This is a genomic window from Brevibacillus choshinensis, from assembly GCF_001420695.1.
GTDB classification, from domain to species: domain Bacteria; phylum Bacillota; class Bacilli; order Brevibacillales; family Brevibacillaceae; genus Brevibacillus; species Brevibacillus choshinensis.
On the sequence record NZ_LJJB01000013.1, the window covers coordinates 246576 to 271326 of the forward strand.

A 24751-nucleotide genomic window follows, 5' to 3' on the forward strand; every position below is an offset into this window, starting at 1 on the left:
CAGGAGATGCGATTCACGGCAATCCGATGGTTATTAGGGATACGTGCATTTACGTTTAAACTTTCGCTTCAAGTCAAACTGATCCTGTCATTTGTGTTCGTTATCTTCATTCCGGTTGTTCTATTCTCCTGGTATACGCTCAATGAAGAGTACGCCAGTGCAATGAAAGAATTGACGGAGACCAACGAGAATGTGCTGGAAGTAGAGAAGATAAACATTGATAATAACATAGAACTGATGAGATGGACCGGTCAGCTTGCGTTATCCAATCGGGAAATGAACAATTATCTGCAAATTGAACAGTTTCAGGATACAGCATATGTTCTTCATATTAAGAAAGATGTGGTCAACAGCTTTCAATATTTTCTGTTCAACAATCCACGAATTGCGAATGTCCGGTTGTTCACGGACAACATTTATGTGAATGAGATTTGGCCCGTCATCCTACAGGAATCACGTATTCAGGACAAGCCTTGGCATGATGAGGTGATGAAGCAGAGCGGTGTGCCTTGGTGGGAGATACAGGAGAACGTCGCCCTCACCGGTGCGCCATCCGAACCATCGCAGAATGAGCCCTTCATGACGTACTTGCAGGAATTCAAATATGCGGACAACGTAACACATAACGGGATTCTAGAGATATCGATGAAGTTGTCGAATTTCTTCTCTCAAACGTTCGATAGCGTGCAGGACATGAACTCTCAGCTGATCGTAGTAGCAAGGGGCGGACGGGTATTCAGCTTGAAGGAGTCACCTGTGTTCGAACAGCACAGCGCGGAGCAGTTGATAAACAGCGTGAAGCTGACGAGCAATACAGATATCGAGACGGTACGGTTCAAGGTTAATGGGCAGTCCTACTTGGCTTTTCAGAGCTACATTCCGTCGATCGACGTACATCTGATCAATATGGTTAGTCTTGCGGAGACGATGGAAGGCATTAACCATTCAAGAGTTCGTTATATTGTACTCATTTTGTTACTAGTGGCATTTCTCGTACTGCTATCTTACTCGATGCAGGCGATGATTTTGCGCAGGCTTAAGGCGTTAAGAGAATCGATGCAACAGGTAAGAAGCGGTAACTTCAACGTTGAGATGCCGCCGATTACCGGTACCGATGAGGTAGGAGAGCTGGCCTTTCATTACCGTATGCTCATTCTGAAGATTAACGAGCTCATTCAAGAGCAAGCAGCTAGACATGCTGCAGGCAAAGAAGCCGAGCTTCGGGCGCTGAAGAACCAGATCGATTCCCACTTCCTCTTTAATACGCTGGAGAACGTCAAGATGCTGGCAGAGATTGAAGGGCAGTACCTTATATCGGACATAATGACCTCGCTAGGCGGTATGATGCGATATTCGATGGAATGGAAGCGGGATTACGTGATGCTAAGCGATGAGATTCAGCAGGTCCAGCATTATGTAGCCGTCATGAACATCCGTTATGATGGAAGACTTGATCTCCGATTGTTGATTGCACCGGAATGCATCAAGCAGGAATCGCTCAAAATGTCACTGCAGCCCGCAGTAGAGAATTCAATCAAGCACGGGATGAGCCGCATGCATTCCAGCGATGGAAAGCTTGTCATTACGATCTCTGCCGTCCGGCGTGATCAAGCTTGTGTCATAGAGATCACTGACAGCGGCTGCGGCATACCGGAAGAGAAGCTAGACTTAGTGAATCGAATGCTACGAATGGAAGAGTCCGCTTACCAGGAGGTCCGGCAATTATTCGTTCGTAAGGATAACCAGGAAAGCAATGGAATCGGTCTGCGTAATGTAGACCAACGCTTAGTGATGAGCTATGGGGCGGAATATGGGATTCAGATCGAGAGTCAGGAAGGAAGCTATACACGCATAATCATGACTTTGCCGTATCGGGTCATGGGAGGGAGAATGGACATCTATGATTAGCTTGCTTATCGTCGACGATGAGAAGATCATTCGGAGGGGCTTGCAATCGATAATTGAGAGGCAGTTTCCTAATCTGTTCAACTACCGATTTGCCGAGAATGGACAAGAGGCGCTGGAGCTGCTTCGCCAGGAGCCTGCGGATATTATGTTCACAGATATCCGAATGCCAATTATGGATGGGATCGAACTGCTCGAGCAGCTGCAAGACCATCCGGTTAAACCCGAGGTAGTATTGCTGTCTGGCTATAATGACTTCGAATATGCGCAGAAAGGAATCCGCTGTGCGGCGAAAGATTATCTCATAAAGCCTGTGATACGGGAGGAGTTGTTTGCCGTCCTGGAGCGATTAATGCGGGACATAAGGATGAGAGAAGAGCGAGCAGACAAGGCGGGCGAAGATGCCAGCCTTTTTGCTGCCGAGCTAGTTACTATGTATTTGACCCAGAAGGATGTGGGTGATGGGATAACACAGAACAAAGTGAAGCAGGCCGGCTTAAGCTGGTTGAATGCAGGATACACGCTGGGCTTGCTTACGCGACGCGGTGGAGGATCACAGGCTAGCAGTACGGATGCTGCTTCTTTCAGGAATCAAATCGCTGAGCTGTTACAAGGGCATATGGATTGGATGCTCACGCGTGATGGAAAAGGCGGAACGATTATGATCGCACGCGATCCGGTTATGTTCTACCAGTTGGCGGAACGGTGGAGGTTGAGTGTATATGAGTCGCAGCTGCGAATTGCGATTAGCGATTCTGTTCAAGGGATAGAGCAGATAAGGTGGGCATACAGCCAAGCGAAGCAAACCTTGAAATATGGTATTCTGCTTCCAGAACTCGACGTGCTGGACTACACCATTATAAGTGAACGCGATGAGCGGCATGTCGTTCCAGTTGAGTTGATTCAACGAATATTGAATCTCGTTGGAATGGGACGCGGGGATGAAATCAAACAGCTTCTCGATCAAATCCTCGATGTTCGCATTATTAGCAGCTGTGAGATCGGCTATCTGGAACGTATTAGCCAGCTACTCAATGAGGAGCTGTTCGACAAGTTGTTCCGCATCTACGGGTATAAGGTACTCTGTCTATTAAGTACGTACGCCTATGTTGGTCACATAGGGAACTTCGATCGATTTGAAGATTATTACATAGCCATCGAGCAGCTTCTCGATAGTCTGGATCGTTTCATCCAAGATCGGAGAGAGCAAGCGCCGACGGAACAAAATACGATGCACAAAGTTCTCACCTACTTGCAGACGCATTATGCCGAAGCTTTGAACATGGCGGTCGTGTCCAACCATTTCTCACTCAATTACTCGTATTTCAGCCATGCTTTCCAAGAATATAGCGGTGAGAGTTTCTCGAACTATCTTCGCCGGTTAAGGTTGGACAAGGCGAAGGAACTGCTGGTGCACTCCGATTTGAAGGTGTACGAAATCAGTGAACAGGTTGGATTCGAAAATGTGAAGCATTTTACTAGAATATTCAAGGATACCGAAGGCATCACAGCGCTGGAATTCCGAAGCCAGCGAAGACTGTTTGAAACCCAGGTATGAGCAAAGATTGCACTGAACTTACTGCTGCCAACTTAAATGCAGGTGTGTACGTGATGGCCGACTCGGACTCATCCATACCTAGATTAAAACAAAAATGACCCACAAGAGGGTCATTTTTTTTCAAAGTGTCCTTCTTATGGGGCACAGTTCACACCTTTTCATCAATTCTATAGGTACTAGTTAATTTTTAGTAACTGATGATTCCCGAGACTGTTCATTCATTTGGTATTAAGGAAGTGAATCAAAGCGGTATTGAATTCTTCTGGGTGAGTCGCGTTCAAACCATGTGGTCCACCTTCAATTACGACGAGTTGACTGCCTGCAACAGCTTCGTGGGACAGTTGACCACTTACCTCAAGCGGCACGATCGCATCAGAATCGCCATGGATAACAAGCAATGGGATATTGAATTTCGCCAAATCGCCACGGAAATCCGTCCGGCCGAAGGCATCAACGCAATCCAGCGTCCCCTTTGGCGAAGCATAAGAAGCAATATCAAGGTTGTATGCACGGAAGGACTCGCTCACCAGGTCAGTTCTATCCCCAGCTTTAAAGAAGTTGTGACTGAAGCCGTCAAGGAAGGCGATACGGTCTTTTTTCAAACCCTCTTGGAAGCCCTGAACGGTAGCTTCATCCAGACCGCCTTCTGGATGCTCGGCAGATTTATAAAAGAACGGCGGAACCGCAGCAGCCAACACTGCTTTTTTGACACGGCTTGATCCGTATGTGCCAACATAACGGGCAACCTCTCCGCCACCCATCGAAAATCCGACCAGTGTTACGTCGTTAAGGTCTAGATGTATAATTAGCTTATGGAGATCCATCGCAAACGTATCATAGTCGTAACCGTTCCACGGTTGGGAGGATTGTCCGAATCCGCGGCGGTCATAGGTAATCACGCGGTAACCTGCTTCGATAAGCGCTGGAACTTGACTCTCCCAGGAGCGCCCGCTCAGTGGCCAGCCATGGATTAAAATCACAGGTTTGCCTGCGCCAAGATCCTCAAAGTACAATTCAATGGGTTGTCCGTTTTCTGTTCCGACTTTTAATTTAGCCATCCTTTTCACTTCCTATAGAAATGGTTTTAGTATAGTACACTCACTTTAGGCATATTCCACAAGCTAAGACAGTCATAATCAAACTGTTTTTGGGATGAATAGGTTTATCCCCCGTGGCCGCCAAACATCGTTTGGGCATAAACAACACCCGCACCATAAGCCCCGCTGTGTTCCATAACGATCGACATAACTGCGTCATATGTTTCTTCGCGTGCCCAATCGCGTTGGTACTCAAGCAGAACAGCCTGCCAAGTAACGGGGATTGCTCCTGCTTGTATCATGCGTTGAATGGACATGTTATGCGCTTCCGTAGTACTCCCACCAGAAGCATCCGTTACAATGTATACTTCATATCCGTCTTTGATGGCAGCAATTACAGGGAAAGCAAGACAAACTTCCGTCCAAAGTGCTGCCATGATTAGCTTTTTACGGCCTGTTTTCTTCACAGCTTCTACGAAATTTTCGTCTTCCCAAGAATTCATTGTTGTACGGTCAATCGGTTTATGATCTGGAAATACCTCTTGAATATGCGGATGAATCGGGCCTGAGAATGTTTCCGCAGCTACGGTCGTAAGAATGATGGGTGCATTGAAAACTTTGGCTGTCTTGGCCAATCCAACCGTATTGTTAATGATGGTTTGGCGGTCAGCACTTTGAACACCAAAGAGCATTTGAGGCTGGTGATCTACAAGAATAATTGCAGAGTTATCAGCCGTAAGTAAATCTCTCTTCCCGTTAAACATACTAATATCCCAACCTTTTCCATATATGATTACAACAGGGATTCCCGCTGCATGTACTCAGTCTATTGAAATGCAACTGTGCAAACAATCTTCAGTTTTCTATATATTTCATAGGAGAAAACTATAAATATCAAAAGACCTATAAAGCAAGTGAGAAGAATCCGTACAAATAATTCCGTTTATCCATCAAAAAAGGGCTGAGAGTGTTTCTCTCAACCCTTTTCACTATTTCATATCTTAACGGTTGTTGAAAGCTTTAAGCATCCATATATTTTTCTCAACCGTGCTGTGGATCGCAAGTAGCATGTCGGCTGTTGTTTCATCATTCGCTTTCCCAGCCTTCTCCATCCCTACCTTCAGCTCCTCGACAACAATGTTGAAATCCTCAATCAAAGCATCGATCATCTGCTCGGCACTCTCATCGCCCTTGGCCTCCTTAATGCTGGAGATCTCCAGGTAGCGCTTCATGGTTGCTTCTGGTTTGCCTCCTAGAACGAGCACACGCTCGGCAAGATCATCGATGTAGAGTGCCGCTGCTTCATAGAACTCTTGGAATTTTGTGTGCAGTGTGAAGAACTGAGAGCCTTTCACATACCAGTGAAAGTTGTGCAGCTTTACATACAGCACGCTCCAGTTTGAAACTTGTTTGTTCAAAATCTCCTGAATCTCTTGAATCGTTTTAGTTTCCGCGGTAGTTTTCATGTAGGAACACTCCATTATATAAAAGTGACATTACCTCATTTACGACAGCATTTCGTCGCATGTATTTATAGTATGTAAACCAAATACTTCAATCAATTCTGTTTTCTTTATAGAAGATATAGATAGATCCTATGGTTTGAAAGTCTATCAAAACATAGGCTCTCCTTATAGTTTATATAGATATATCCATATTGATAGATACTTTATGACGCTACTATAATCAGGGCGAAAGGGCGAAAGAACCTTTTAGTCCAGAGTCTTCCGAGAGAGGAGGCACATTTATGTGGTCTATATTATTAGCGCTAGGTACCGGGATTGTGATTGGAGTTGTTTTTCAATCCCTGCGTATACCGTCCCCGGCCCCTCCAATGTTAGGGTTGATAGGGCTCATTGGCATGTTTCTAGGACAACGGCTTATCCCGTGGATTAAATTGCTGCTGAATCATTAATCATCTTTATAACTCAATTTAGGAGGGGATAAAGGGATGTCGATTGAGACTAACATGATAGAGGCTGACCTATTGATTTTCAACGCTAACATTGTGACGATGGACGAATCTAACCCCATGGCAACGGCAGTAGCGATTAAGGGAGACCGTTTTTTAGCCGTAGGCAGTGATTCCGACATTATGCAGTATAAAGGACCTGTAACTGAAGTCGTGGATGGAAATAAACGCATTCTGATTCCAGGATTAAATGATTCCCATATTCATCTCATACGCGGTGGATTGAACTATAACCTCGAACTTCGTTGGGATGGAGTGCCATCGATTGCCGACGCCTTGCGTATGTTAAAAAATCAAGTGGACCGCACGCCTGCACCGCATTGGGTTCGGGTTGTAGGCGGATGGACAGAGTTTCAATTTAAGGAGCGCCGGATGCCGACATTGGATGAAATCAATCTGATTGCTCCGGAGACTCCGGTATTCATTCTTAATTTATACCGGCAAGCCTTTTTGAACAAAGCAGCCTTGCGGGTAGTTGGGTATACGAAGGATACTCCTAATCCGCCGGGCGGAGAAATTCAGCGGGATAGCAAAGGCAATCCGACTGGAATGCTAATTGCACGACCGAATGCAACGATATTGTATGCCACTCTTGCAAAGGGACCAAAGCTTTCCTATGAAGATCAGTTGAATTCCACACGGCTGTTTATGCGGGAATTAAATCGCTTTGGAATTACGAGTGTAATTGATGCTGGCGGCGGTTTTCAGAACTACCCCGATGATTATCAAGTTTATGAGGAACTGGATAAACGTGGGGAGATTACCGTCCGTACGGCATACAATCTTTTTACCCAACACCCAAATCATGAACTGGACGATTTTCAATCATGGACAGCCACTTCGCAGCCTTATACAGGCAGCCCTTACTATCGTCACAACGGCGCGGGTGAAATGCTGGTTTACAGTGCGGCTGATTTCGAAGACTTCGTTGAGCCCCGTCCGGAATTGCCTGCTGTGTTGGAGAATGATTTATTCGGGGTAACCAGACATCTGGTGCAACAACGATGGCCTTTCCGGCTCCACGCAACGTATGGTGAGTCGATCTCACGCTTCCTCGACGTGTTTGAACGTGTAAATAAAGAAGTTCCATTTAAAGATTTACGCTGGATTTTAGACCATGCTGAAACGATTCGTGAGAAGGATTTGGAACGTGTCGTCGCTTTAGGTGGTTCGATTGCCGTTCAAAACCGGATGGCTTTTCAAGGAGAATATTTCGTCGATAGGTACGGAGCAGAAGCAGCGGAAAACTCACCTCCCATTACAAAGATGCTTACGGCAGGATTGAGAGTAGGTGTAGGTACAGACGCTACAAGGGTAGCCAGTTATAACCCGTGGGTTGCCCTCTATTGGCTGGTTACTGGAAAAACGCTTGGTGGGCTTAGCTTGTACCCTGCTTCTAATCGGTTGGACCGCCATCAAGCGCTTCGTATGTATACATCCGGTAATGCTTGGTTCTCGAGGGAGGAGGACGTAAAGGGAAAAATTAAAGCAGGCCAATATGCGGACCTGTCGATCTTGTCTGATAACTTCTTCCAAGTTCCGGAAGAAGAAATTAAGAGAATCGAATCGGTGTTTACGGTCGTAGGCGGAAAGATTGTTTATGGATCACTTGAATTTCAAAGACTATCACCCCCGGCTCCTAAAGCCAGTCCGGACTGGGCACCACACAATTACTTTGGTGGGTACTATAAGGACTCAAATCATGGAGGCGGTGGTGGCGCCGCGTTACATATGCCCCATAGCCATCATAGTCATCATAAATGCAATCATCATCACGGCAACGGTTTTTGCGACTTGGATTGCTTCGTGTTCTGATGGAACTTCAGAGGGGTTGCACAAAAGTAAAATAGATTCGAATTAGAAAGGGAATGAGCGAATGTCCAATGTAACGATTAAAGTGATGGACAACGGTCCGTTGCGTGTAACGGGTAATGTAGAATTGGTGGATGCAGAAGGGAACCGCTTTGAGACAAAAGAATCTTTCATTCTTTGTCGTTGCGGATTATCAAACCAAAAGCCATTCTGTGACTTGACACACAAAGGTAAATTCGAAAGCACTACTCGGGCTTAATGAATCTAAAAGGTATCGAGGCGGGGTCATTATTGACCCCGTATACTTGCAAGAGTGCTTTACTGAAGTCAGGCGGTCGCTAACAGCTTCTTGACTTCATCCTAATTATTAACAGGAGGGCATTTTAATGGGTTTACGCTTTTTGAAAATGGCAGTTATATATATTCTAGTTGGCATTAGTATTGGCATTTACATGGGTACAACACTGAATTTTGCATTAACTAGCGTGCATGCTCATGCGAATCTTTTTGGGTGGGCAACAATGGCTCTTTGCGGGTTTACATATTTACTTTTTCCAAAAGCATCAAAATCTCGACTGGCAAAATGGCACTTCTGGTTACATGGCCTCGGCTTACCCGTAATGCTTATTACGCTAACCTTAATGGTCCACGGCTATGCACCGGATTGGATTACCATGTTAAAGCGTATTGGTGAAGCTGTGGCTGGAACCGGTATCTTGATATTTGCTATCAATGTCTTTTCTAACGTAAAGGCGTCTGACATTCAAAATAAGCGTAATCATGATGTTTCCATGAAAAAAGCAGGGGGGGAACATTTTGGGTAACGAACAATTTATTAGATCGTCAAATATCGCATTCATTACCGGAATCCTTTTCTGGTGTACTTTAGTTGTAGTATCGTGTGTGTATTTAACTATTCCATTAATAGCAGTGTTTGTAGATGTATTCAAAGTGTCGTCTTCGCAAGCTGCTTGGAGTAGCAGTGCCTTCTCGTTTGCTTTTGCAGGTGGGGGTCTACTGTTTGGAGTTTTATCAGATCGATTTGGACGAAAAAAAATGATGCTATCGGGGTTATTATTGCTTACGGTAATAACACCACTAATAGGTAATGTCGACAGTTTTTCTTGGCTTGTTGCTCTTCGGGCCTTGCAAGGTTTAGCGGCATCGATGTTCCCACCGTCTGTTTTGGCTTATGCGATGGAAATGTTTCCGGTTGAAAGGAGAGCAACCATTATCGGGTTCATTAGTACGGCTTTTTTAATGGCCACCATCGTTGGACAAATATATAGCAGCTTTGTTGTTTTGAAGTTAGTAAATTGGTCCTATGTATTCTACCTACTTTCCGCAGTATATGGAATATCTTCTATCTTGCTTACCTTTTTTATACCAAACGACAAAATACAGCAAACAACTGGCAGCTTTGTTACTTCTTTTTTGCGGGTAGGCGATATTTTCAAACGAAAAGGATTACCTCTGTGCTACATCGTTTCCGCTTCACTCTTTATTTCGCTTGTCGGATTTTTCGCGACTCTTGGAAGTTACTTAAGCAGCCCGATCTTCGGGTTAAGTCATCAAGATATTCTATGGGTTCGTGCGATTGGTATTTTGGGCATGGCAGTTTCTCCGTTTGCCGGAAGATTGGTTACAAAAATTGGTGTCAAGAACGTATTATGGTGTGGATTAATCTTAGCTGGAAGCGGCTTAGGATTGTTAGGTTTGAGTCTTAACATCATTTATTTAATATCGATGAGTGTTGTATTTGTACTGGGAATAGCTATGGCTCTTCCATCATTAATCTCACTAATCGGTCACATGGCTGGGGAAATCCGAGCGATTGCGGTTTCGTTTCATATGTTTATGGTGTTCATAGGCGCTTCTCTTGGGTCGATCATTTCCATTTATCTGATAGATGTCAGGGGCTATTTATTCACTTTTGAAATCTTGGCAGGATTATTGTTCTTAAGCATGATTGTGCCCTTTTTTATTCAATTGGAAGAACAACACGCACTTGGGAAAAACTAAATAAACTAAATCATGATATTCATAACTAAATATATATGACCCTTATGATTTATATTCATTTTAGTTATTCATAAGTATAGTGTATTATGGGCCTATGAAATCGTGATAGAGACACGTGGGAAAAGGAGTGAACTCATATGACATTAGAAACTGCAGGGATCCATCATATTACAGCATTTTCACGTAATCCGCAGGAGAACGTCAATTTTTATGCAGGCATACTCGGTCTTAGGCTCGTTAAGAAAACCATCAACTTTGACGCTCCAGAGGTTTACCACCTTTATTTCGGTGATAAATCAGGAAGTCCTGGCTCTATAATGACTTTTTTTCCTTGGCCTAACTCTCGGCGGGGAGAAATTGGTGGGGGGCAAGTCGGTATAATTACGTTTGTCGTGCCGCACGGCTCACTTGACTTCTGGGAAGAACGACTCAACAGCTTTGACATTACCCCAATTAAAGCAACCAGGTTTCAAGAAACTTATCTTCAGTTTAGGGATAACGATGGGCTTCATCTTGAACTTGTTGAGCGCGAAGAAGGAATAAGCAACAGTTGGTCATTTGGCGGAATTCCTGCGGACAAAACGATTAAAGGATTCGGCGGTGCCGTTCTGCTCAGCGTAAACGCAGAGAAGACGATGCATGTGCTCGAAAATGTCATGGGTCTGAAAAAAGTAGGAGAAGACGCCGGATATTCACGTTTTCAAGCTTCCGGAGATATCGGGAATCTGATCGATATTCCTCTTGATAATCAGAAGTGGGGGCATGGAGGAGCTGGTACGGTTCATCACATTGCCTGGCGTGCGAAAGACTTCCTGGAGCATGAGCAATGGCATCAAAAAGTAACTGAGAGAGGTTATAAACCAACTCATATTATAGATCGGCAGTACTTCAATGCGATTTATTTCCGGGAGGACGGCGGCATCTTATTTGAAATTGCAACTGATCCTCCAGGTTTCGCACGCGATGAAGCTCCCGATTCTTTAGGTGAAAAATTGATGCTCCCGGAGTGGTACGAATCCGAACGCGATAAAATTGAAGCTAACTTGGCCTCAATTGAAGTGAGAGTGCTTGAAGGGGACAAGAAATGAGACACATCTTTGAAAAGGGCAGCGATTTACACGCGCCCACACTTGTCCTTTTTCACGGGACGGGCGGGACGGAGCAAGATTTGTTGCCACTGGCAACGCTCGTTTCCCCAAAATCGTCCATTCTCTCCTTAAGGGGAAATGTGCTGGAAAACGGAATGCCACGTTTCTTTAAACGAATCTCGGAAGGCGTGTTTGACGAAGAGGATTTAGTATTCCGCACCAAAGAAGTGAATGAATTCTTGAACCAGTCCGCCAAGGAATACGGGTTTGATCGCGATAATTTGGTTGCCATCGGCTATTCGAACGGAGCGAATATCATTGCGAGCCTTCTTTTCCATTATCAAAATGTGTTCAGAGGGGCCATCCTTCATCATCCGATGATTCCATTGCGCGGTATCCAATTGCCGGACTTGTCTGATGTACCTATTTTTATCGGTGCCGGGAAAAATGATCCGATTTGTTCCCCACGTGAGACAGAGGAGCTCCAAAGCTTGCTGCGTGATTCGGGAGCTGTTGTAAGAGTTCATTGGGAAAACAACGGTCACCAATTAATCTATAACGAAGCGAAAGCAGCTGCGATATGGTTTAGGGAAAAATTTCAAAATCAGTCTGATCATGAAAAGAGGGCGGACAGTATAACGAGTGATGATACTTTTATATGAGAGCAATTAAAGGCAGTGCTGAGGTTGTAGCCGAGAAAAAAGTAACTTGGTTGGAACTTTTTTATGATTTGCTTTTTGTAGCGGCAGTGTCAAAAGCTAACCATGTCTTGTTACATTCTAGCTATGGGACCATTTCCGTTGAATATTTAATCAAATTTGTTTTAATATTCATTCCAATCTGGTGGAGTTGGGTGGGACAAACGCTCTTTAATAATCGCTTTGGCCAGGATATTGGTACTCATCGGATTTTCATGATCTTTCAACTGTTTTTTGTTCTTATTATGACAGCAAGCCTATCCGTCAATTTTGATCGATACTATATTCCCTTCTTTGTAGGCTATATTGGTTCGAGAGCACTGACAGCCATTCAATATCTTACGGTACACAAATCAAATCGAACACATCAGCGAATGACCGCAAAATATTTGGGGACTTACTTTTGGATAGGGATAGTCATATCTACCTCCTCGCTTTTCTTTGACTCATGGATCCGTTATGCGATTCTGTATGCTGGAATAGCTGTAGACATCATGCTGCCATTATTCAGCCGGCGGTACCTGATCATTACACCCACACATACCCATCACTTATTGGAGCGATTTGGATTATTTACACTTATTCTTATTGGTGAGTCGGTTATTAGTATCCTTACGGTCTTACAGTCTAGTAGCTGGACCTGGACATCTATTTTGTTCGCCTTATTTACATTTGTATTGGTGATTGCAATGTGGTGGCAGTATTTTAATAATCTGGAAAGGAAAGTGAGTAAGGAGATACAAACAGCCGGCCAAACGATTATTTATGGTCATTTATTCATTTATGTATCCATGGGTTTTATAGCTGCTTCGATCCAATTACTATTTCAGCAGCAACTACATTATCCACTTATGTTGGGTTTTATTTTCGGGTCGGTTCTGCTTTATTTTATTTCAACATCATTTGTTTTCCACCGATACAGACAGAAACATACAAGGTTGAGAGCCTGCTCTTTGGCGGTATTATTAGGACTGCTCGGATGTTTATATGCGTTGGACAACATTTTTTACGTACCTAATTATGTTGTAATTGGAGAAATGATGATGTTCTTTATCATTTATGCGAAAGTAACGACTTGAGGATTATATGGGAGAGTGAAAGATATTGAGTGATGATTTTAAGCAATATGTAGGGAAAGATCTCGACGTTATATTTCACCCAGGAAGATGCGTTCATTCGGCAAAATGTGTTAGTGGGTTACCCGGAGTATTCAATATTAAAAAGAAACCATGGGTTCATGTCGATGGAGAAACGGCTGATAAAATAGCATCTCAAATTAATAATTGTCCAAGTGGTGCGTTGGAATATGTATGGAAATCAAACCTTTTGAATGGGGGAAAACAAATGTTCGAAATTAAAGAAGGTACGAACGGTTTTTATGTTGGAGAAGAGGATCATAAAGAAGCTGAAATTCATTACGTTCAAAATGGAAATCATATTATTATAGTAGATCACACGATCGTTTCCGATAGTCTAAAAGGTCAAGGTGTAGGACAGGCGTTAGTGAAGAGATTAGTCGAATTTGCTCGGACGAAAGAAATCAAGATTATGCCATTATGTCCTTTTGCCAAAAGTCAATTTGACCGCCATAAAGATTATGCTGATGTACTGTTGTAATAAAATATAGGTTCAAATGATTCTAGGAACTATGTAAAAAAGTCGCGCAGCACTGTGCTGTTTCGCGACTTTTTTACAGAGGTCATTTGAATCTAGCAAAGAATTGCGGAAATAATTGCAGTGCTGTTTCAATAAATAATTTTACAGAAATCCCACTATCCTCAAACGACAAAACGGACATATGAATATTACGATACACTGGGGGATCAAGTTTGCGTATAAGGACGTTTTCAGGTAAATGTAACAGGGTTAATTCGGGCATGATTGCGATACCGAGCCCCTCATGAACCAAATTAATTCCTGTCATATAGTTATTGATTTCGTATCTCACTTTCGGTTTCCCGCGGGATTTTTCAAACCAATCTATAACTGGAGTTTCAAATCCTGATTTGCAAAAAATCAAAGGCTGATCCAAGAGATCTGTTGCTTGAATCATATTCTTTGTAGTAAAAGGATGTTCCTTGTTTAGCACAGCATACATTTCTTCTTGGTGTAGTGGAAAGGTGTTGAATTCCTTATCTGGTGGACTAGCAATGATAAATCCGATATCAATACGTTGGGTATCGATCCACCCTTTCACTTCGGTTACAGTTCCTTCTAAAATGGTAAATTCGATATTAGGATATTTTTTAGTTATGTGGCTGATAATTTTAGGGACGAAATAAGAGGAGGCCTCAGGAAATGCGCCTATTCTGACTAGCCCTTTTTCAAGTCCCAATTCATGAGCAATTTCCTGATCAACCTTTTCATAATCGGATAAAATTGCTCTGAAAATACGTATGATGCGTTCGCCTATAGGTGTAAGCTTGACTCCATGACGACGATTTCGAATCAAAAGAGTCACCCCAAGTTCTGTCTCAAGACCGTTGACTGCTTTACTTACAGCTGGCTGAGTCATATTCAATTCTTTTCCAGCTTGTGTGAAACTCTTTGTATCAGCAATTTTAACCATTAATTGCAATAATGATTTATTCATAAATCTATTATTCCTCCAATAAGCATTGGCGAGCTGATTCTTTGGGGAGCCGCAATTTTATCTGGGCTTTACCCAATCTTAATATATACGGAGGAAGGATGAAAGACATGAGAAAAGTGGATGTGAAAGAAAAAGCCAAAGTTCGAGAGTTGCGTGTCTTGAATCAGTGGAGACAAGAGAATACATTTAGAAAATCAATTGATAATCGGGCGGGCAAACCGAACTTTGTGTTTTATGAAGGGCCTCCTACAGCCAATGGACTGCCTCATATCGGTCATGTTCTCGGTCGCGTGATTAAAGATTTTATCGGCCGCTATAAAACAATGTCAGGATTCAGAGTCATCCGAAAAGCCGGATGGGACACGCATGGCCTTCCAGTAGAGCTTGGCGTAGAAAAGCAGCTTGGCATCTCGGGAAAACAGGAGATTGAAAATTACGGAGTCGCCAAATTTGTGGAAGAGTGCAAAAATAGTGTGTTCGAATATGAAAAGCAGTGGCGAGAACTTACAGAAGGCATAGCCTATTGGACTGACATGGAGGACCCCTATGTCACTCTGACTAACGATTATATCGAATCCGTCTGGCACATCTTGTCTGTCATACATAAAAAAGGTCTTTTGTATAAAGGACACCGCGTGAGTCCATATTGTCCTGACTGCCAAACGACACTAAGCTCTCACGAAGTGGCGCAAGGCTATGACAACGTCAAAGATTTGAGTGCAACGGTGAAATTCAGAAGCAAAACTGGGAAGGATATCTTTCTTGCTTGGACAACAACGCCATGGACCCTCCCGTCTAATGTGGCTTTAGCGATCAACAAAGATATCGAATACGCGCGGGTAAAACTGAACGATGAGGTATACGTAGTTGCTAAAAATCTTGTAGAGAAAGTAATGAAAGAGAACTATGAAGTATTGTCTACGCACAAAGGATCAGAATTCATAGGGACAGCTTATGAGCCGCCGTTTGGTTTTTTTCATGTAAATAAAGGTCATATCGTCGTAGATGCTGACTATGTCAGCGATACAAGTGGTACTGGTATCGTTCATACGGCACCCGCGCACGGGGAAGACGATTATCGCACATGCATTCAGCACGGATTGGATTTCGTTAACGTAGTAAATCTGGCTGGACGATACACAGATCAAATCAGCGACTACGCCGGACGCTTCGTCAAAGATTGTGACGTCGATATCGTAAAAGACTTGTCGTTCCGTAATCTTCTGTTCTCTAAAGAACGTTATGAGCACAGCTATCCTTTTTGCTGGCGCTGTAAATCTCCTCTTCTTTACTATGCTATTGAAAGCTGGTTCATCAAAACGACCGCGATAAAAGAACAGCTTATTGAAAACAACAGGAAAATTGATTGGTACCCTTCCCATTTACGAGAAGGACGTTTCGGTAAATTCCTGGAAGATCTCGTCGATTGGAATATCAGCCGAAATCGGTACTGGGGAACTCCTCTGAACATCTGGCTTTGCCAGGATTGCGGGACCGAGTATGCTCCAGACAGCCTGAAAAACCTGCGCGAGAAGTCAGTCGAGGTCGTGAATGAAGACCTGGAGTTGCATAAACCTTTCGTAGATGATGTCAAATTGCGTTGCTCATGCGGTGGAACCATGAAAAGAACACCAGAAGTCATCGATGTTTGGTTTGATAGCGGATCGATGCCATTTGCCCAATACCACCATCCCTTTGGTGATGAGAAACTGTTCCAGGAGCAGTATCCTGCTGACATAATTTCCGAGGGTATCGACCAAACAAGAGGCTGGTTCTTTAGCTTGCTGGCGGTATCCACACTGTATAACGGAAAATTACCATACAAAGCGGTCATTTCAACTGGGCACGTTCTTGATGAAAACGGACAAAAGATGTCTAAAAGTAAAGGGAATGGCATCGATCCATGGGAAGTCATAGAAGAATTTGGGACTGATGCGTTCCGGTGGGCCCTGCTTTCTGACAGTGCGCCGTGGAGCAACAAGCATTTTTCTAAAAGAATGGTAGCCGAAGCGAAGTCTAAAGTGATCGATACGATTCATAACACGCATGCTTTCTATTCGCTATATGCAACGATCGATCAATACAGGCCAGAGGACTACCCTCAGAAAGCGTTTGAGAACGAGTTAGATCGCTGGCTGATTTCGAGGCTGAACTCCACCCAGCAAAACGTAGTAAAAGGACTTGAAACATACGACTTTCTAAATCCGGCAAAGCACATAGAAGCGTTTATCGACGAATTTAGTAATTGGTACATCCGCCGCTCCCGTAACCGTTTTTGGAGCAGTGGGATTACTGAGGACAAGGTCTCCGCCTACCAAACACTACACAAGGTGTTATTGACGGTGGCCCGCATGATTGCGCCGTATGTACCACTCATTGCAGATGACATCTATAGAAATCTTGGCGGCGAAGAAAGCGTGCACCTAACAGATTATCCACAGGTGAATACGGCAGTTATCGATGAAACTCTCGAAAGCGAAATGGAAACCGCCCGTCAAATCGTTGAGCTAGCTCGGAACATCAGAAACGAAAGCGGAATCAAGACACGCCAGCCTCTGTCCGAACTTATCGTCTCCATAGACCGCCCGTTCAACATGAGTAGGTTCGCGAACATCATCAAAGATGAGATAAACGTAAAAGAAATCCGAGTAGAGCAAAGTGACAGCAGCTTTATTACCTACCACTTTAAACTTAATTTAAAAGTTGCCGGTAAAAAATACGGGAAACTCGTTGGAACGATTCAAGATCGTTTGAAGCAACTATCCATCACCGAAGCCAAACAAGTTATGGACAGGGGTTTCCTGGATGTCATTCTTTCAGACGAAGCTGTCCGTATTACGCTTGATGAACTGCTTGTAGAAAAGCATGGTAAGCAGGGCTTCGCTACTGCTTCGGGTTACCAAATCAATGTTGCTTTGGAAACGACGATAACAGAGGAACTAGAACAGGAAGGGATGGTTCGTGAAGTCATCCGTGTGATTCAAGATTACCGTAAGAAAATGGATTTCCCTATTGAAAAACGAGTGATACTTACTCTTGATGTCGATGACCAGATGAAAGTAGCGTTGGAACGTTTTGATCATGTATTGCAGGAAAACGTAATAGTGTCGGAGGTCAAATTTGTTAAAAAAATTGGCATGGAGACGGTTTCGATTGGGGACAAAAGCTTCGGGTTACTGATTGAATAACAAAAATGAGCAAAGCAATTGGACAAAGGAGTGTACAAAATGAATATGAAAACGATGGGTATTCACCATATTACTGCAATTGTAGGACATCCACAGGAAAATGTGGATTTTTATGCAGGAGTATTAGGTTTGCGCTTAGTAAAACAAACGGTTAATTTTGATGATCCAGGAACATATCATTTGTATTTTGGAAATGAAAGTGGAAAACCGGGTACCATTATCACATTTTTCCCATGGCCAGGTGCTCACCAAGGAGTAATCGGCGGCGGTCAAGTGGGAGTAACTTCATACGTTGTCCCGAAAGGTGCTATGGACTTTTGGGAAAAAAGACTGGAGAAATTTCAAATCCCTTTTGTAAAAATGGAACGGTTTGGAGAGCAGTATCTACAATTTGACGATCCCCACGGCCTGCATTTAGAAATAGTTGGGAGAGAAGAAGGGGAAGCTAACACCTGGAATTTTGGTGAAATCACTTCCGCGTTCGCAATAAAAGGATTTGGCGGAGCCACCCTTTTATCTTTACATCCGGAAAAAACAGGAGAACTATTGGAAAAAGTGATGGGCCTACAGATGATTGGCACAGAAGGCGATTTCATCCGGTTTCGTTCCACAGCTGATATCGGAAATGTGATTGATCTAAAATTATCACCTATGGCTAGAGGAGCTATGGGCGTTGGAACAGTACATCACATTGCTTGGCGGGCTTTACATGACCAAGATCAATTGGTTTGGAAAAAGCATGTTGAAGCACATGGTTATGGTGTTACCCCTGTACAAGATCGAAACTATTTTAATGCGATTTACTTTAGAGAGCACGGCGAAATTCTTTTTGAGATCGCAACAGATCCGCCAGGCTTCGCTCACGACGAGTCACATGAGACCATGGGAGAAAATCTGATGTTACCTGAACAATATGAATCGCATCGAGAACAAATTGAACGTGTGTTGTTGCCATTTCAAGTAAGAGAATTAGACTAACTTACCAAGAGGACTGATTTATTGATTATGTCGAATCAGGTTTACCACTTGAACGAAATGGATAGCGTAGAGTGTGTTATATAACGAACCATTTAAGGAGGTTTTTTGCATGAGTGTCAAACTTGCTATTGTGTATTACAGCTCCACCGGAACTAACTATCAATTAGCTCAATGGGCTGCGGAAGGGGCAAAGGAAGCCGGCGCGGAAGTGAAAATCTTTAAGGTTCAAGAATTGGCAACTCAAGAAGTGATTGATAGAAATCCGGCTTGGAAAGCCCATGTGGAAGCCACCAAAGATATTCCGGTTATTACACCGGATGACATCGTTGAGGCTGATGCCATTATTTTTAGTACACCTACACGTTTCGGAAACATTGCCGCCCAAATGAAACAATTTTTGGATACCACAGGTGGAATCTGGTTCCATGGAAAAACGGTTAATAAAGTGGTAAGTGCAATGACTTCCGCTCAAAACGCTCACGGTGGTCAAGAAGCGACTATCCTTAACTTATACACCTCCATGTATCACTGGGGGGCAATAGTAGTTGCTCCAGGATATACTGATGCTTCCTTGTTCGCTGCCGGAGGGAATCCATATGGTACAAGTGTATCTGTCGATCAAAACAATCAAATTGTTGGAGATAAGGAAGCTTATCAAAATGCCGTTGAACATCAAGCCAAGCGTGTGGTTACGGTAGCTGAATGGGTTAAAAAAGGAATGCAATAAAAAATTATCTCTATACATTGTTGGAAAACCACAGTTTTTACTGTGGTTTTCCTTTAAATTGTTTGGCTCTAACGATAATTTTTTGGTGGAGGACTCGTATGAATTTAAAAAAATTAGCAGGCGAGAAAGCAGTGGAATATATTAGAGATGGAATGACAATTGGGCTAGGTACCGGATCTACCGTTTATTGGACAATACGTAAATTGGGTGAATTAGTAAAACAGAGGGAAATACAAATTCGTGCCATCCCTACTTCCCAACAAACAAGTTATTTAGCTAGTGAATTAGGTATTCCACTAGAAACTTTTGCACAATCAACAGAATTAGATTTGACAATTGATGGTGCTGATGAGTTTAATTCATCATTGGATCTGATTAAAGGGGGAGGGGGAGCACTCGTACGCGAGAAGTTAGTCGCAGCTGCTTCTAATCGTCTAATTATAGTGGCAGATGAATCTAAGGCTGTCGAGGAAATCGGAAAATTCCCACTACCTATTGAAGTCGTTCCCTTTGCATGGGAAGTTACAGCCAAACGGATTGAGGGGTTAAACTGCGTCCCAACATTACGTAGGGTGAATGGTTGCCCATACGTTTCTGACAATGGTAACTATATTTTGGACTGTTCTTTTGGATATATTGAAAATCCAGCTAAACTTGATCGAACAATTAAACTTTTACCCGGTGTTGTTGATACAGGTCTTTTTATATCCATGGCCGACACTGTGATCATTGGAACCTCAAATGGGCTAAAAGTATTGTCTAAGAAAAATTGAGGTTGAAACAGAAATGTGGCGTTGTATTTTATTCATTCTATGTAGGAATTGATATAGGATGCAAATTTCATGTAGTTGCTTGTATATCTTATGAAGAGCTCCAATATCCTAAGGGTTCATGGAAGAAAAAGAAGACAATGAAACTATTGCAGATAGTGATGGAATAATGGAATAGCAGGTTGCTTAGAATTCTTAAGGGAAGTGGCAGATCGTAACGGAATTTCTCCGAAGGACTTTTTTATCCTGTTAGAACCTACTGGGGGAATTACGGCTACATCATCATGAAGGCATTAATAGATATAGGGTACACACTATACCAAGTCAAGAACAAGGAAGTAAAGGATTTTAGGGAAAGTTCCTTGGGTATTATGGAGAAGTCAGATGAAATAGATGCATGTTTTGACTGGCCTATTGTACGGAAGGTTTGATAAGTCTAATACTTAATTTTCTAAGGTAAGATTGGCTGAATCGGTTGAAAGCATGCACCAATCCATGTTGTTGAAATGCTAATATTTAATCTTTAGTTGGAGGGTATAGGAATGCTGGTACTACAAAAAACACAAACGATAGTTCGTTATCAGAATAATAACGGTGAAATATACTATGGAATTGTTGATGGTGACGAAATTTTACAATTGTCTAATGATTTTACTGAAATTGTAAGCAATGAACTGAAATTTGATGGCGTAATAGTTGCTTTTGGCAATGTGAAAATTTTAGAGCCTGTTGTACCCACAAAAGTAGTTAACTTCGGCTGGACATACGCTGGACATGCAAAAGAGACTGGGGGACAAGCCAATCTCAAGGAACCGTTTTTGCTCTTAAAACCACCTTCTTCTTTGATTCCAGATGGGGCGGATATCATTCTTCCTTCAAGTGAATTAACCAAGCAGGTGGAAATGGAGGGGGAAGTAGCACTCATTATTGGGAAACGGGGTAAAAATATAAAAGAAGAGGACGCATTAGATTATGTTTTTGGTTGTACTATATTTAATGATGTGACTGCTAGAGATCTTACAAAAACCGATCCCCAGTTCACACGCGGTAAAGGTTTTGATACATTTGGTCCAATTGGTCCGTGGATTGTGACCGGTATAGATCCATCGAATTTACGAATTGTTACAACTTTGAACGGTAAAGTTGTACAAGATGGTAATACGAATCAGATGTCACTTTCAATTCCTTTTCTTATTAGTTGGATTTCGCAGGTTATGACACTGGAGCCAGGTGATGTTTTGGCTACTGGTTCACCTTCTGGTAGTTGTCCAATGAAGTCAGGAGATGTTGTGACCGTGGAAGTAAAGAATATCGGGAAACTATGCAATTATGTAAAATAGTAATAGAAAAATTATGGACCACTGAGAACTGGAAGAACGCAGCTATCAAAGGCGGTGGCGAATGAATGCAATTGTTCCATAAAAATATAGTTGTAGACTGTAAAATAAAATATTTGGCCGCAAATTAAAGTAATAGACTGAGAAATAAAGTGTTAGACTGGCGGTCAGCTATTCAACTAGCTGGAGATTAGTTTAAGATCAAGTGCGGGGAACCGTACTATAAGTAACGGCTGTTCTGTGAAAATAAAGTTCTAGATTGAAAAATAAAGTATTAGAATGAGGAAGAGTTAACGGGGTTCGATGGTTGCATAACAGTAAGAACAAGAGCTGCCTTCTGAGGCAGCTTCTTTTGTTAACCTAACGGGCAGTTTTCCTCAATAAATTATGTTAAAATATGGATAAAAATAATCGAGCAAAACGTGATGGGATTTCTCGTGAAATTTAGTTTATATGATGTGGTGAGATTGCTAAAAGATTTCTCCGAAGAAGGTGTATTTAAGGGAGAGGTTGCAACTGTTGTAGAAGTTTATACAAACCCAATGGAAGGTTACGAATTAGAGTTTGTGGGTGACGGTGGAATTACAAAGGCATTGTTTGCTGTAAGACCAGGCGACATTGAACTTGCGGGTGAGAGCCATTGAGTATTAGAGTGGATAACGAGAAGTTTGATATTAGTGGAGTCCATAATAAATTTGCTGACTATGTGGTTGTTGTCTGTTCTTGTTGTACTGAACAATATTTACATGATGACGAGCATTTAAGGCTCTACTATGATCCTCATGATCATACAAAATGGTTCATAACTCATATCGGAATAAATGATCAAACTAAGCATTACCCAATTCCTTGTAAAGGTTGCGGTAAAATAGATTGGGATTTCACCGATTTAAAAGAGCGAGACAAAGCTGAAACAGGACCTTGGAGGAATTATATTCGAGGTTGGTGACTACGCTAACGGGTTCGATAGCATAACAAAAGTATCAGATGTGCAGAGATAACATAGATATAGACTGATTAATTAAGAATTAGACTGGACAATAAAGTTCTAGACTGGGGCCATTTGTCCGAGCAAGGGCAGTTCCTGGTGGAAAAGACGGGGTATACAAAAATATAAGAGAGCTCAGCGGAGGTTATCAGAGTGGAGTGGTTTCACAATTTTGATTGGAAAGTCGTTTTTCCAGAGCGGCAAATGTACATCATGCGGCAGCATAATTGGGCGTTTGCGGCATGGGAGATTGAACGGTTGAAAGGGAATCTGCGCCAGCAATCATTGCTTGTGCATGTAGACGCCCATTTGGATGATACACCGGACGGAGTGTTTGTCCCTGGCTTGTTAGAGGCAAAAAGTGTAGAGCAGATCATGGCGGTAGCACAAGGGCATGATTATGCGAGCGGACAGGCCTGTCCACCAGATTGCATGCAAATCGACAATTTTATATGGGCCAGTGTAGCACGAGATACGATCGGAGAAACCATATTTGTCTCTCATCAAGATGACGAGGTACTGTCGCTCGAGATGCTCCGTTATGATGCGATCCATAAACGAAACGAGAATTGTCAGAACATCATCACCAAACTGCCGGCAGGATGTACGTACACGCATCAGCGGTTTCGGGATGTGCTTTCATTTCTCAGCGATGTTGACCAGAAGAAATGGGACACGCAGCAGACCAAGATTCTAGATATTGATCTCGATTATTTCAACCTGTCTGAGGATGTGACGCCCAGGCTGCAACCGATCGAGGAGATTCGTGCTTCCTTGCATACGCTACGGAACCTTTGCCAGTGGGATGTGATTACCATTGCCCTTTCTCCGGAGTATTGCGGCGGAGAAGAGGAGGCTGCATTTTTACTTGGTGCTTTTATGGAGGCGTTCGAGATAGACATCGCCTGTGGGCAGAGATGGTAGAGCATGGTTCTAGGAAAAAACCTCCCGCTCTCACGTATTCTGTGAGAACGGGAGGTTTGCGCTTCTTCAGGAGAAACAACGTTCGGTCCGCTTCCTCTTTGGACTAACTTTTCTGTTAGCACAGTGCTTTTAGATCTTTAATTTGCTCTATATGTCGTTGCTCGTGTAAATGCAATAGTTCAACCCATTGATCTAATGGTAAGTTACCAAAAACAGGATGCTTTACTGCTATTGCCCTCAAAACCGACTTGTCATCTATCTTACTAAGAACATACATTAATTTATTTCTTGAATCGTTTAATAATTGAATGATTTGCAGAACTTGAAAAGGTTCGGAACTTGGTTCTGAAATCTTAGGCGCTTGAATCTTATTGGACCTATCTGACACAAACTGAATCGGTATGTGTTCTGTGTCGGTTGGTTTCTTTTGATCAAGCCCAAATACAATTGCTTTTGCGAACAAAGTTTCCGTAATAAACAAATGATGACAAACCTGAGCTATACTCCATTTTTCCATCTCAAATCTTCGATTGAATTCATCAAAACTTAGAAAAGAAAACTCATTTAACAACTGCTCTCTGGTTTTAATTAAATACTCTTCAAATTTATCCATACAATTCTCCTTTCGGTTCCAAGTATCCATTTGTTATAACTATGTTCTATCACTTGGTGCTATGCATTTACAAGAGCAAATAAAGTGCGGAAAACGCCAAGGAATCCATTAAGAGGAACATACAAGTGCCTTGGGAAGTTGAGGATTTAACACAAAGAGAAATTAAGTAAAGCAGAGAGCTACGTTTATTATTCAACAATCGGGTTCGATAGCTTAACAGTATGTTGAATCTTAAAGATTCTTCTATAATTAGGGAATGATCTTTAATGGATGAATTAGACTTTTTAGAAATACCATGGGAAGCTATAACAGGAGATAGGGCAAATGTATTTAAGATAGAATTAATTCGTGAATTATCGGATTCCCATATACTTTTCGGAAAAACAGCTACTGCTCTGGCAAATCGTATAGATAATGATGATGTGATTTTTTGGATCAATGAATTAAATAATATGCTGTTGTCCACTTAACATGGTCCGAAAGCAATTCATTAGATTACCCTAAAACCGAATTGTTTTCGCTTGATGATCTGAGATATCAC

Annotated in this window: 25 protein-coding genes; 20 read left to right on the top strand and 5 right to left on the bottom strand. The window is 42.6% G+C overall.

The features are described from left to right. Nucleotides 1-6 precede the first annotated feature (6 nt). On the top strand, nucleotides 7-1908 hold the full coding sequence (locus tag AN963_RS21360; RefSeq protein ID WP_055747816.1) for a sensor histidine kinase: 1902 nt from the start codon (nucleotides 7-9) through the stop codon (nucleotides 1906-1908). Continuing rightward, the gene (locus AN963_RS21365) at nucleotides 1901-3463 is read left to right on the top strand and encodes a response regulator (RefSeq protein ID WP_055746586.1); all 1563 of its coding nucleotides are present in this window, start codon (nucleotides 1901-1903) and stop codon (nucleotides 3461-3463) included. Before AN963_RS21360 ends, AN963_RS21365 begins: the two co-directional genes overlap by 8 nt. Before the next feature lie 218 nt (nucleotides 3464-3681). Here AN963_RS21365 and AN963_RS21370 read toward each other — a convergent pair whose 3' ends face one another. The 3 genes from AN963_RS21370 to AN963_RS21380 form a co-directional block, all read right to left on the bottom strand. Further along, the gene (locus AN963_RS21370; RefSeq protein WP_055746587.1) at nucleotides 3682-4521 is read right to left on the bottom strand and encodes an alpha/beta fold hydrolase; all 840 of its coding nucleotides are present in this window, start codon (nucleotides 4519-4521) and stop codon (nucleotides 3682-3684) included. A 104-nt stretch (nucleotides 4522-4625) separates the two neighbouring features. Further along, the gene (locus tag AN963_RS21375; protein ID WP_055746588.1) at nucleotides 4626-5264 is read right to left on the bottom strand and encodes a hydrolase; all 639 of its coding nucleotides are present in this window, start codon (nucleotides 5262-5264) and stop codon (nucleotides 4626-4628) included. 237 nt (nucleotides 5265-5501) lie between these two features. After that, entirely contained in the window at nucleotides 5502-5966 is a 465-nt protein-coding gene (locus tag AN963_RS21380) for a Dps family protein (RefSeq protein ID WP_055746589.1), read from the bottom strand. A 281-nt stretch (nucleotides 5967-6247) separates the two neighbouring features. On the opposite strand from AN963_RS21380, the gene AN963_RS30485 reads away from it, so the two are divergent. The 9 genes from AN963_RS30485 (at nucleotide 6248) to AN963_RS21420 (ending at nucleotide 13709) form a co-directional block, all read left to right on the top strand. Then, the gene (locus tag AN963_RS30485; RefSeq protein WP_083497024.1) at nucleotides 6248-6415 is read left to right on the top strand and encodes a XapX domain-containing protein; all 168 of its coding nucleotides are present in this window, start codon (nucleotides 6248-6250) and stop codon (nucleotides 6413-6415) included. A 36-nt stretch (nucleotides 6416-6451) separates the two neighbouring features. Further along, nucleotides 6452-8287, top strand: coding sequence for an amidohydrolase (locus tag AN963_RS21385; protein ID WP_055746590.1), 1836 nt, complete (start codon nucleotides 6452-6454; stop codon nucleotides 8285-8287). A 61-nt stretch (nucleotides 8288-8348) separates the two neighbouring features. Next, nucleotides 8349-8543 carry a CDGSH iron-sulfur domain-containing protein gene (locus AN963_RS21390; RefSeq protein ID WP_055746591.1) on the top strand — a complete coding sequence of 65 codons (195 nt, stop codon included), beginning with the start codon at nucleotides 8349-8351 and terminating at the stop codon, nucleotides 8541-8543. Between the two features lie 127 nt (nucleotides 8544-8670). Continuing rightward, nucleotides 8671-9108 carry a hypothetical protein gene (locus AN963_RS21395; RefSeq protein ID WP_055746592.1) on the top strand — a complete coding sequence of 146 codons (438 nt, stop codon included), beginning with the start codon at nucleotides 8671-8673 and terminating at the stop codon, nucleotides 9106-9108. Continuing rightward, a complete protein-coding gene (locus AN963_RS21400) occupies nucleotides 9101-10306 on the top strand; it encodes an MFS transporter (RefSeq protein ID WP_055746593.1) in 1206 nt (401 codons plus the stop codon). Before AN963_RS21395 ends, AN963_RS21400 begins: the two co-directional genes overlap by 8 nt. A gap of 137 nt (nucleotides 10307-10443) precedes the next feature. Then, nucleotides 10444-11394 (top strand): ring-cleaving dioxygenase, encoded by a 951-nt coding sequence (locus AN963_RS21405; protein ID WP_055746594.1) that lies wholly within the window; start codon nucleotides 10444-10446, stop codon nucleotides 11392-11394. Beyond that, a complete protein-coding gene (locus AN963_RS21410; protein ID WP_055746595.1) occupies nucleotides 11391-12056 on the top strand; it encodes an alpha/beta hydrolase in 666 nt (221 codons plus the stop codon). The genes AN963_RS21405 and AN963_RS21410 overlap by 4 nt, the downstream gene beginning before the upstream one ends. After that, nucleotides 12053-13171 carry a low temperature requirement protein A gene (locus AN963_RS21415; RefSeq protein WP_055746596.1) on the top strand — a complete coding sequence of 373 codons (1119 nt, stop codon included), beginning with the start codon at nucleotides 12053-12055 and terminating at the stop codon, nucleotides 13169-13171. Before AN963_RS21410 ends, AN963_RS21415 begins: the two co-directional genes overlap by 4 nt. Before the next feature lie 25 nt (nucleotides 13172-13196). Then, nucleotides 13197-13709, top strand: coding sequence for an N-acetyltransferase (locus AN963_RS21420; protein WP_055746597.1), 513 nt, complete (start codon nucleotides 13197-13199; stop codon nucleotides 13707-13709). Between the two features lie 82 nt (nucleotides 13710-13791). On the opposite strand, the gene AN963_RS21425 is transcribed toward AN963_RS21420, so the two are convergent. Next, nucleotides 13792-14685 carry a LysR family transcriptional regulator gene (locus tag AN963_RS21425; RefSeq protein WP_055746598.1) on the bottom strand — a complete coding sequence of 298 codons (894 nt, stop codon included), beginning with the start codon at nucleotides 14683-14685 and terminating at the stop codon, nucleotides 13792-13794. 107 nt (nucleotides 14686-14792) lie between these two features. Between AN963_RS21425 and ileS the strand changes: the two genes are divergently transcribed. From ileS to AN963_RS21460, 8 genes are all read left to right on the top strand, one after another. After that, nucleotides 14793-17873, top strand: coding sequence for an isoleucine--tRNA ligase (ileS, locus tag AN963_RS21430; RefSeq protein WP_055747817.1), 3081 nt, complete (start codon nucleotides 14793-14795; stop codon nucleotides 17871-17873). A 39-nt stretch (nucleotides 17874-17912) separates the two neighbouring features. Beyond that, nucleotides 17913-18851, top strand: a complete 939-nt coding sequence (locus AN963_RS21435) for a ring-cleaving dioxygenase (RefSeq protein ID WP_055746599.1) — start codon at nucleotides 17913-17915, stop codon at nucleotides 18849-18851. 109 nt (nucleotides 18852-18960) lie between these two features. After that, nucleotides 18961-19578, top strand: coding sequence for an NAD(P)H:quinone oxidoreductase (gene wrbA, locus AN963_RS21440; RefSeq protein WP_055746600.1), 618 nt, complete (start codon nucleotides 18961-18963; stop codon nucleotides 19576-19578). Between the two features lie 98 nt (nucleotides 19579-19676). Then, nucleotides 19677-20351, top strand: coding sequence for a ribose-5-phosphate isomerase RpiA (gene rpiA / locus AN963_RS21445; protein ID WP_055746601.1), 675 nt, complete (start codon nucleotides 19677-19679; stop codon nucleotides 20349-20351). Between the two features lie 539 nt (nucleotides 20352-20890). Then, the gene (locus AN963_RS21450) at nucleotides 20891-21688 is read left to right on the top strand and encodes a fumarylacetoacetate hydrolase family protein (protein ID WP_055746602.1); all 798 of its coding nucleotides are present in this window, start codon (nucleotides 20891-20893) and stop codon (nucleotides 21686-21688) included. A gap of 434 nt (nucleotides 21689-22122) precedes the next feature. Further along, nucleotides 22123-22329 (top strand): DUF4926 domain-containing protein, encoded by a 207-nt coding sequence (locus tag AN963_RS21455; RefSeq protein WP_055747818.1) that lies wholly within the window; start codon nucleotides 22123-22125, stop codon nucleotides 22327-22329. Beyond that, the gene (locus AN963_RS30950; RefSeq protein WP_152985710.1) at nucleotides 22326-22634 is read left to right on the top strand and encodes a hypothetical protein; all 309 of its coding nucleotides are present in this window, start codon (nucleotides 22326-22328) and stop codon (nucleotides 22632-22634) included. Before AN963_RS21455 ends, AN963_RS30950 begins: the two co-directional genes overlap by 4 nt. 192 nt (nucleotides 22635-22826) lie before the next feature. Next, entirely contained in the window at nucleotides 22827-23597 is a 771-nt protein-coding gene (locus AN963_RS21460) for a UPF0489 family protein (RefSeq protein ID WP_055746603.1), read from the top strand. A 115-nt stretch (nucleotides 23598-23712) separates the two neighbouring features. Here AN963_RS21460 and AN963_RS21465 read toward each other — a convergent pair whose 3' ends face one another. After that, nucleotides 23713-24210: a DinB family protein gene (locus tag AN963_RS21465; RefSeq protein ID WP_055746604.1), complete on the bottom strand. Its 498-nt coding sequence runs from the start codon at nucleotides 24208-24210 to the stop codon at nucleotides 23713-23715. Nucleotides 24211-24476: 266 nt separating this feature from the next. Here AN963_RS21465 and AN963_RS21470 point away from each other — a divergent pair, with 266 nt between their 5' ends. Next, the gene (locus AN963_RS21470; protein ID WP_055746605.1) at nucleotides 24477-24680 is read left to right on the top strand and encodes a hypothetical protein; all 204 of its coding nucleotides are present in this window, start codon (nucleotides 24477-24479) and stop codon (nucleotides 24678-24680) included. Nucleotides 24681-24751: the final 71 nt, after the last annotated feature.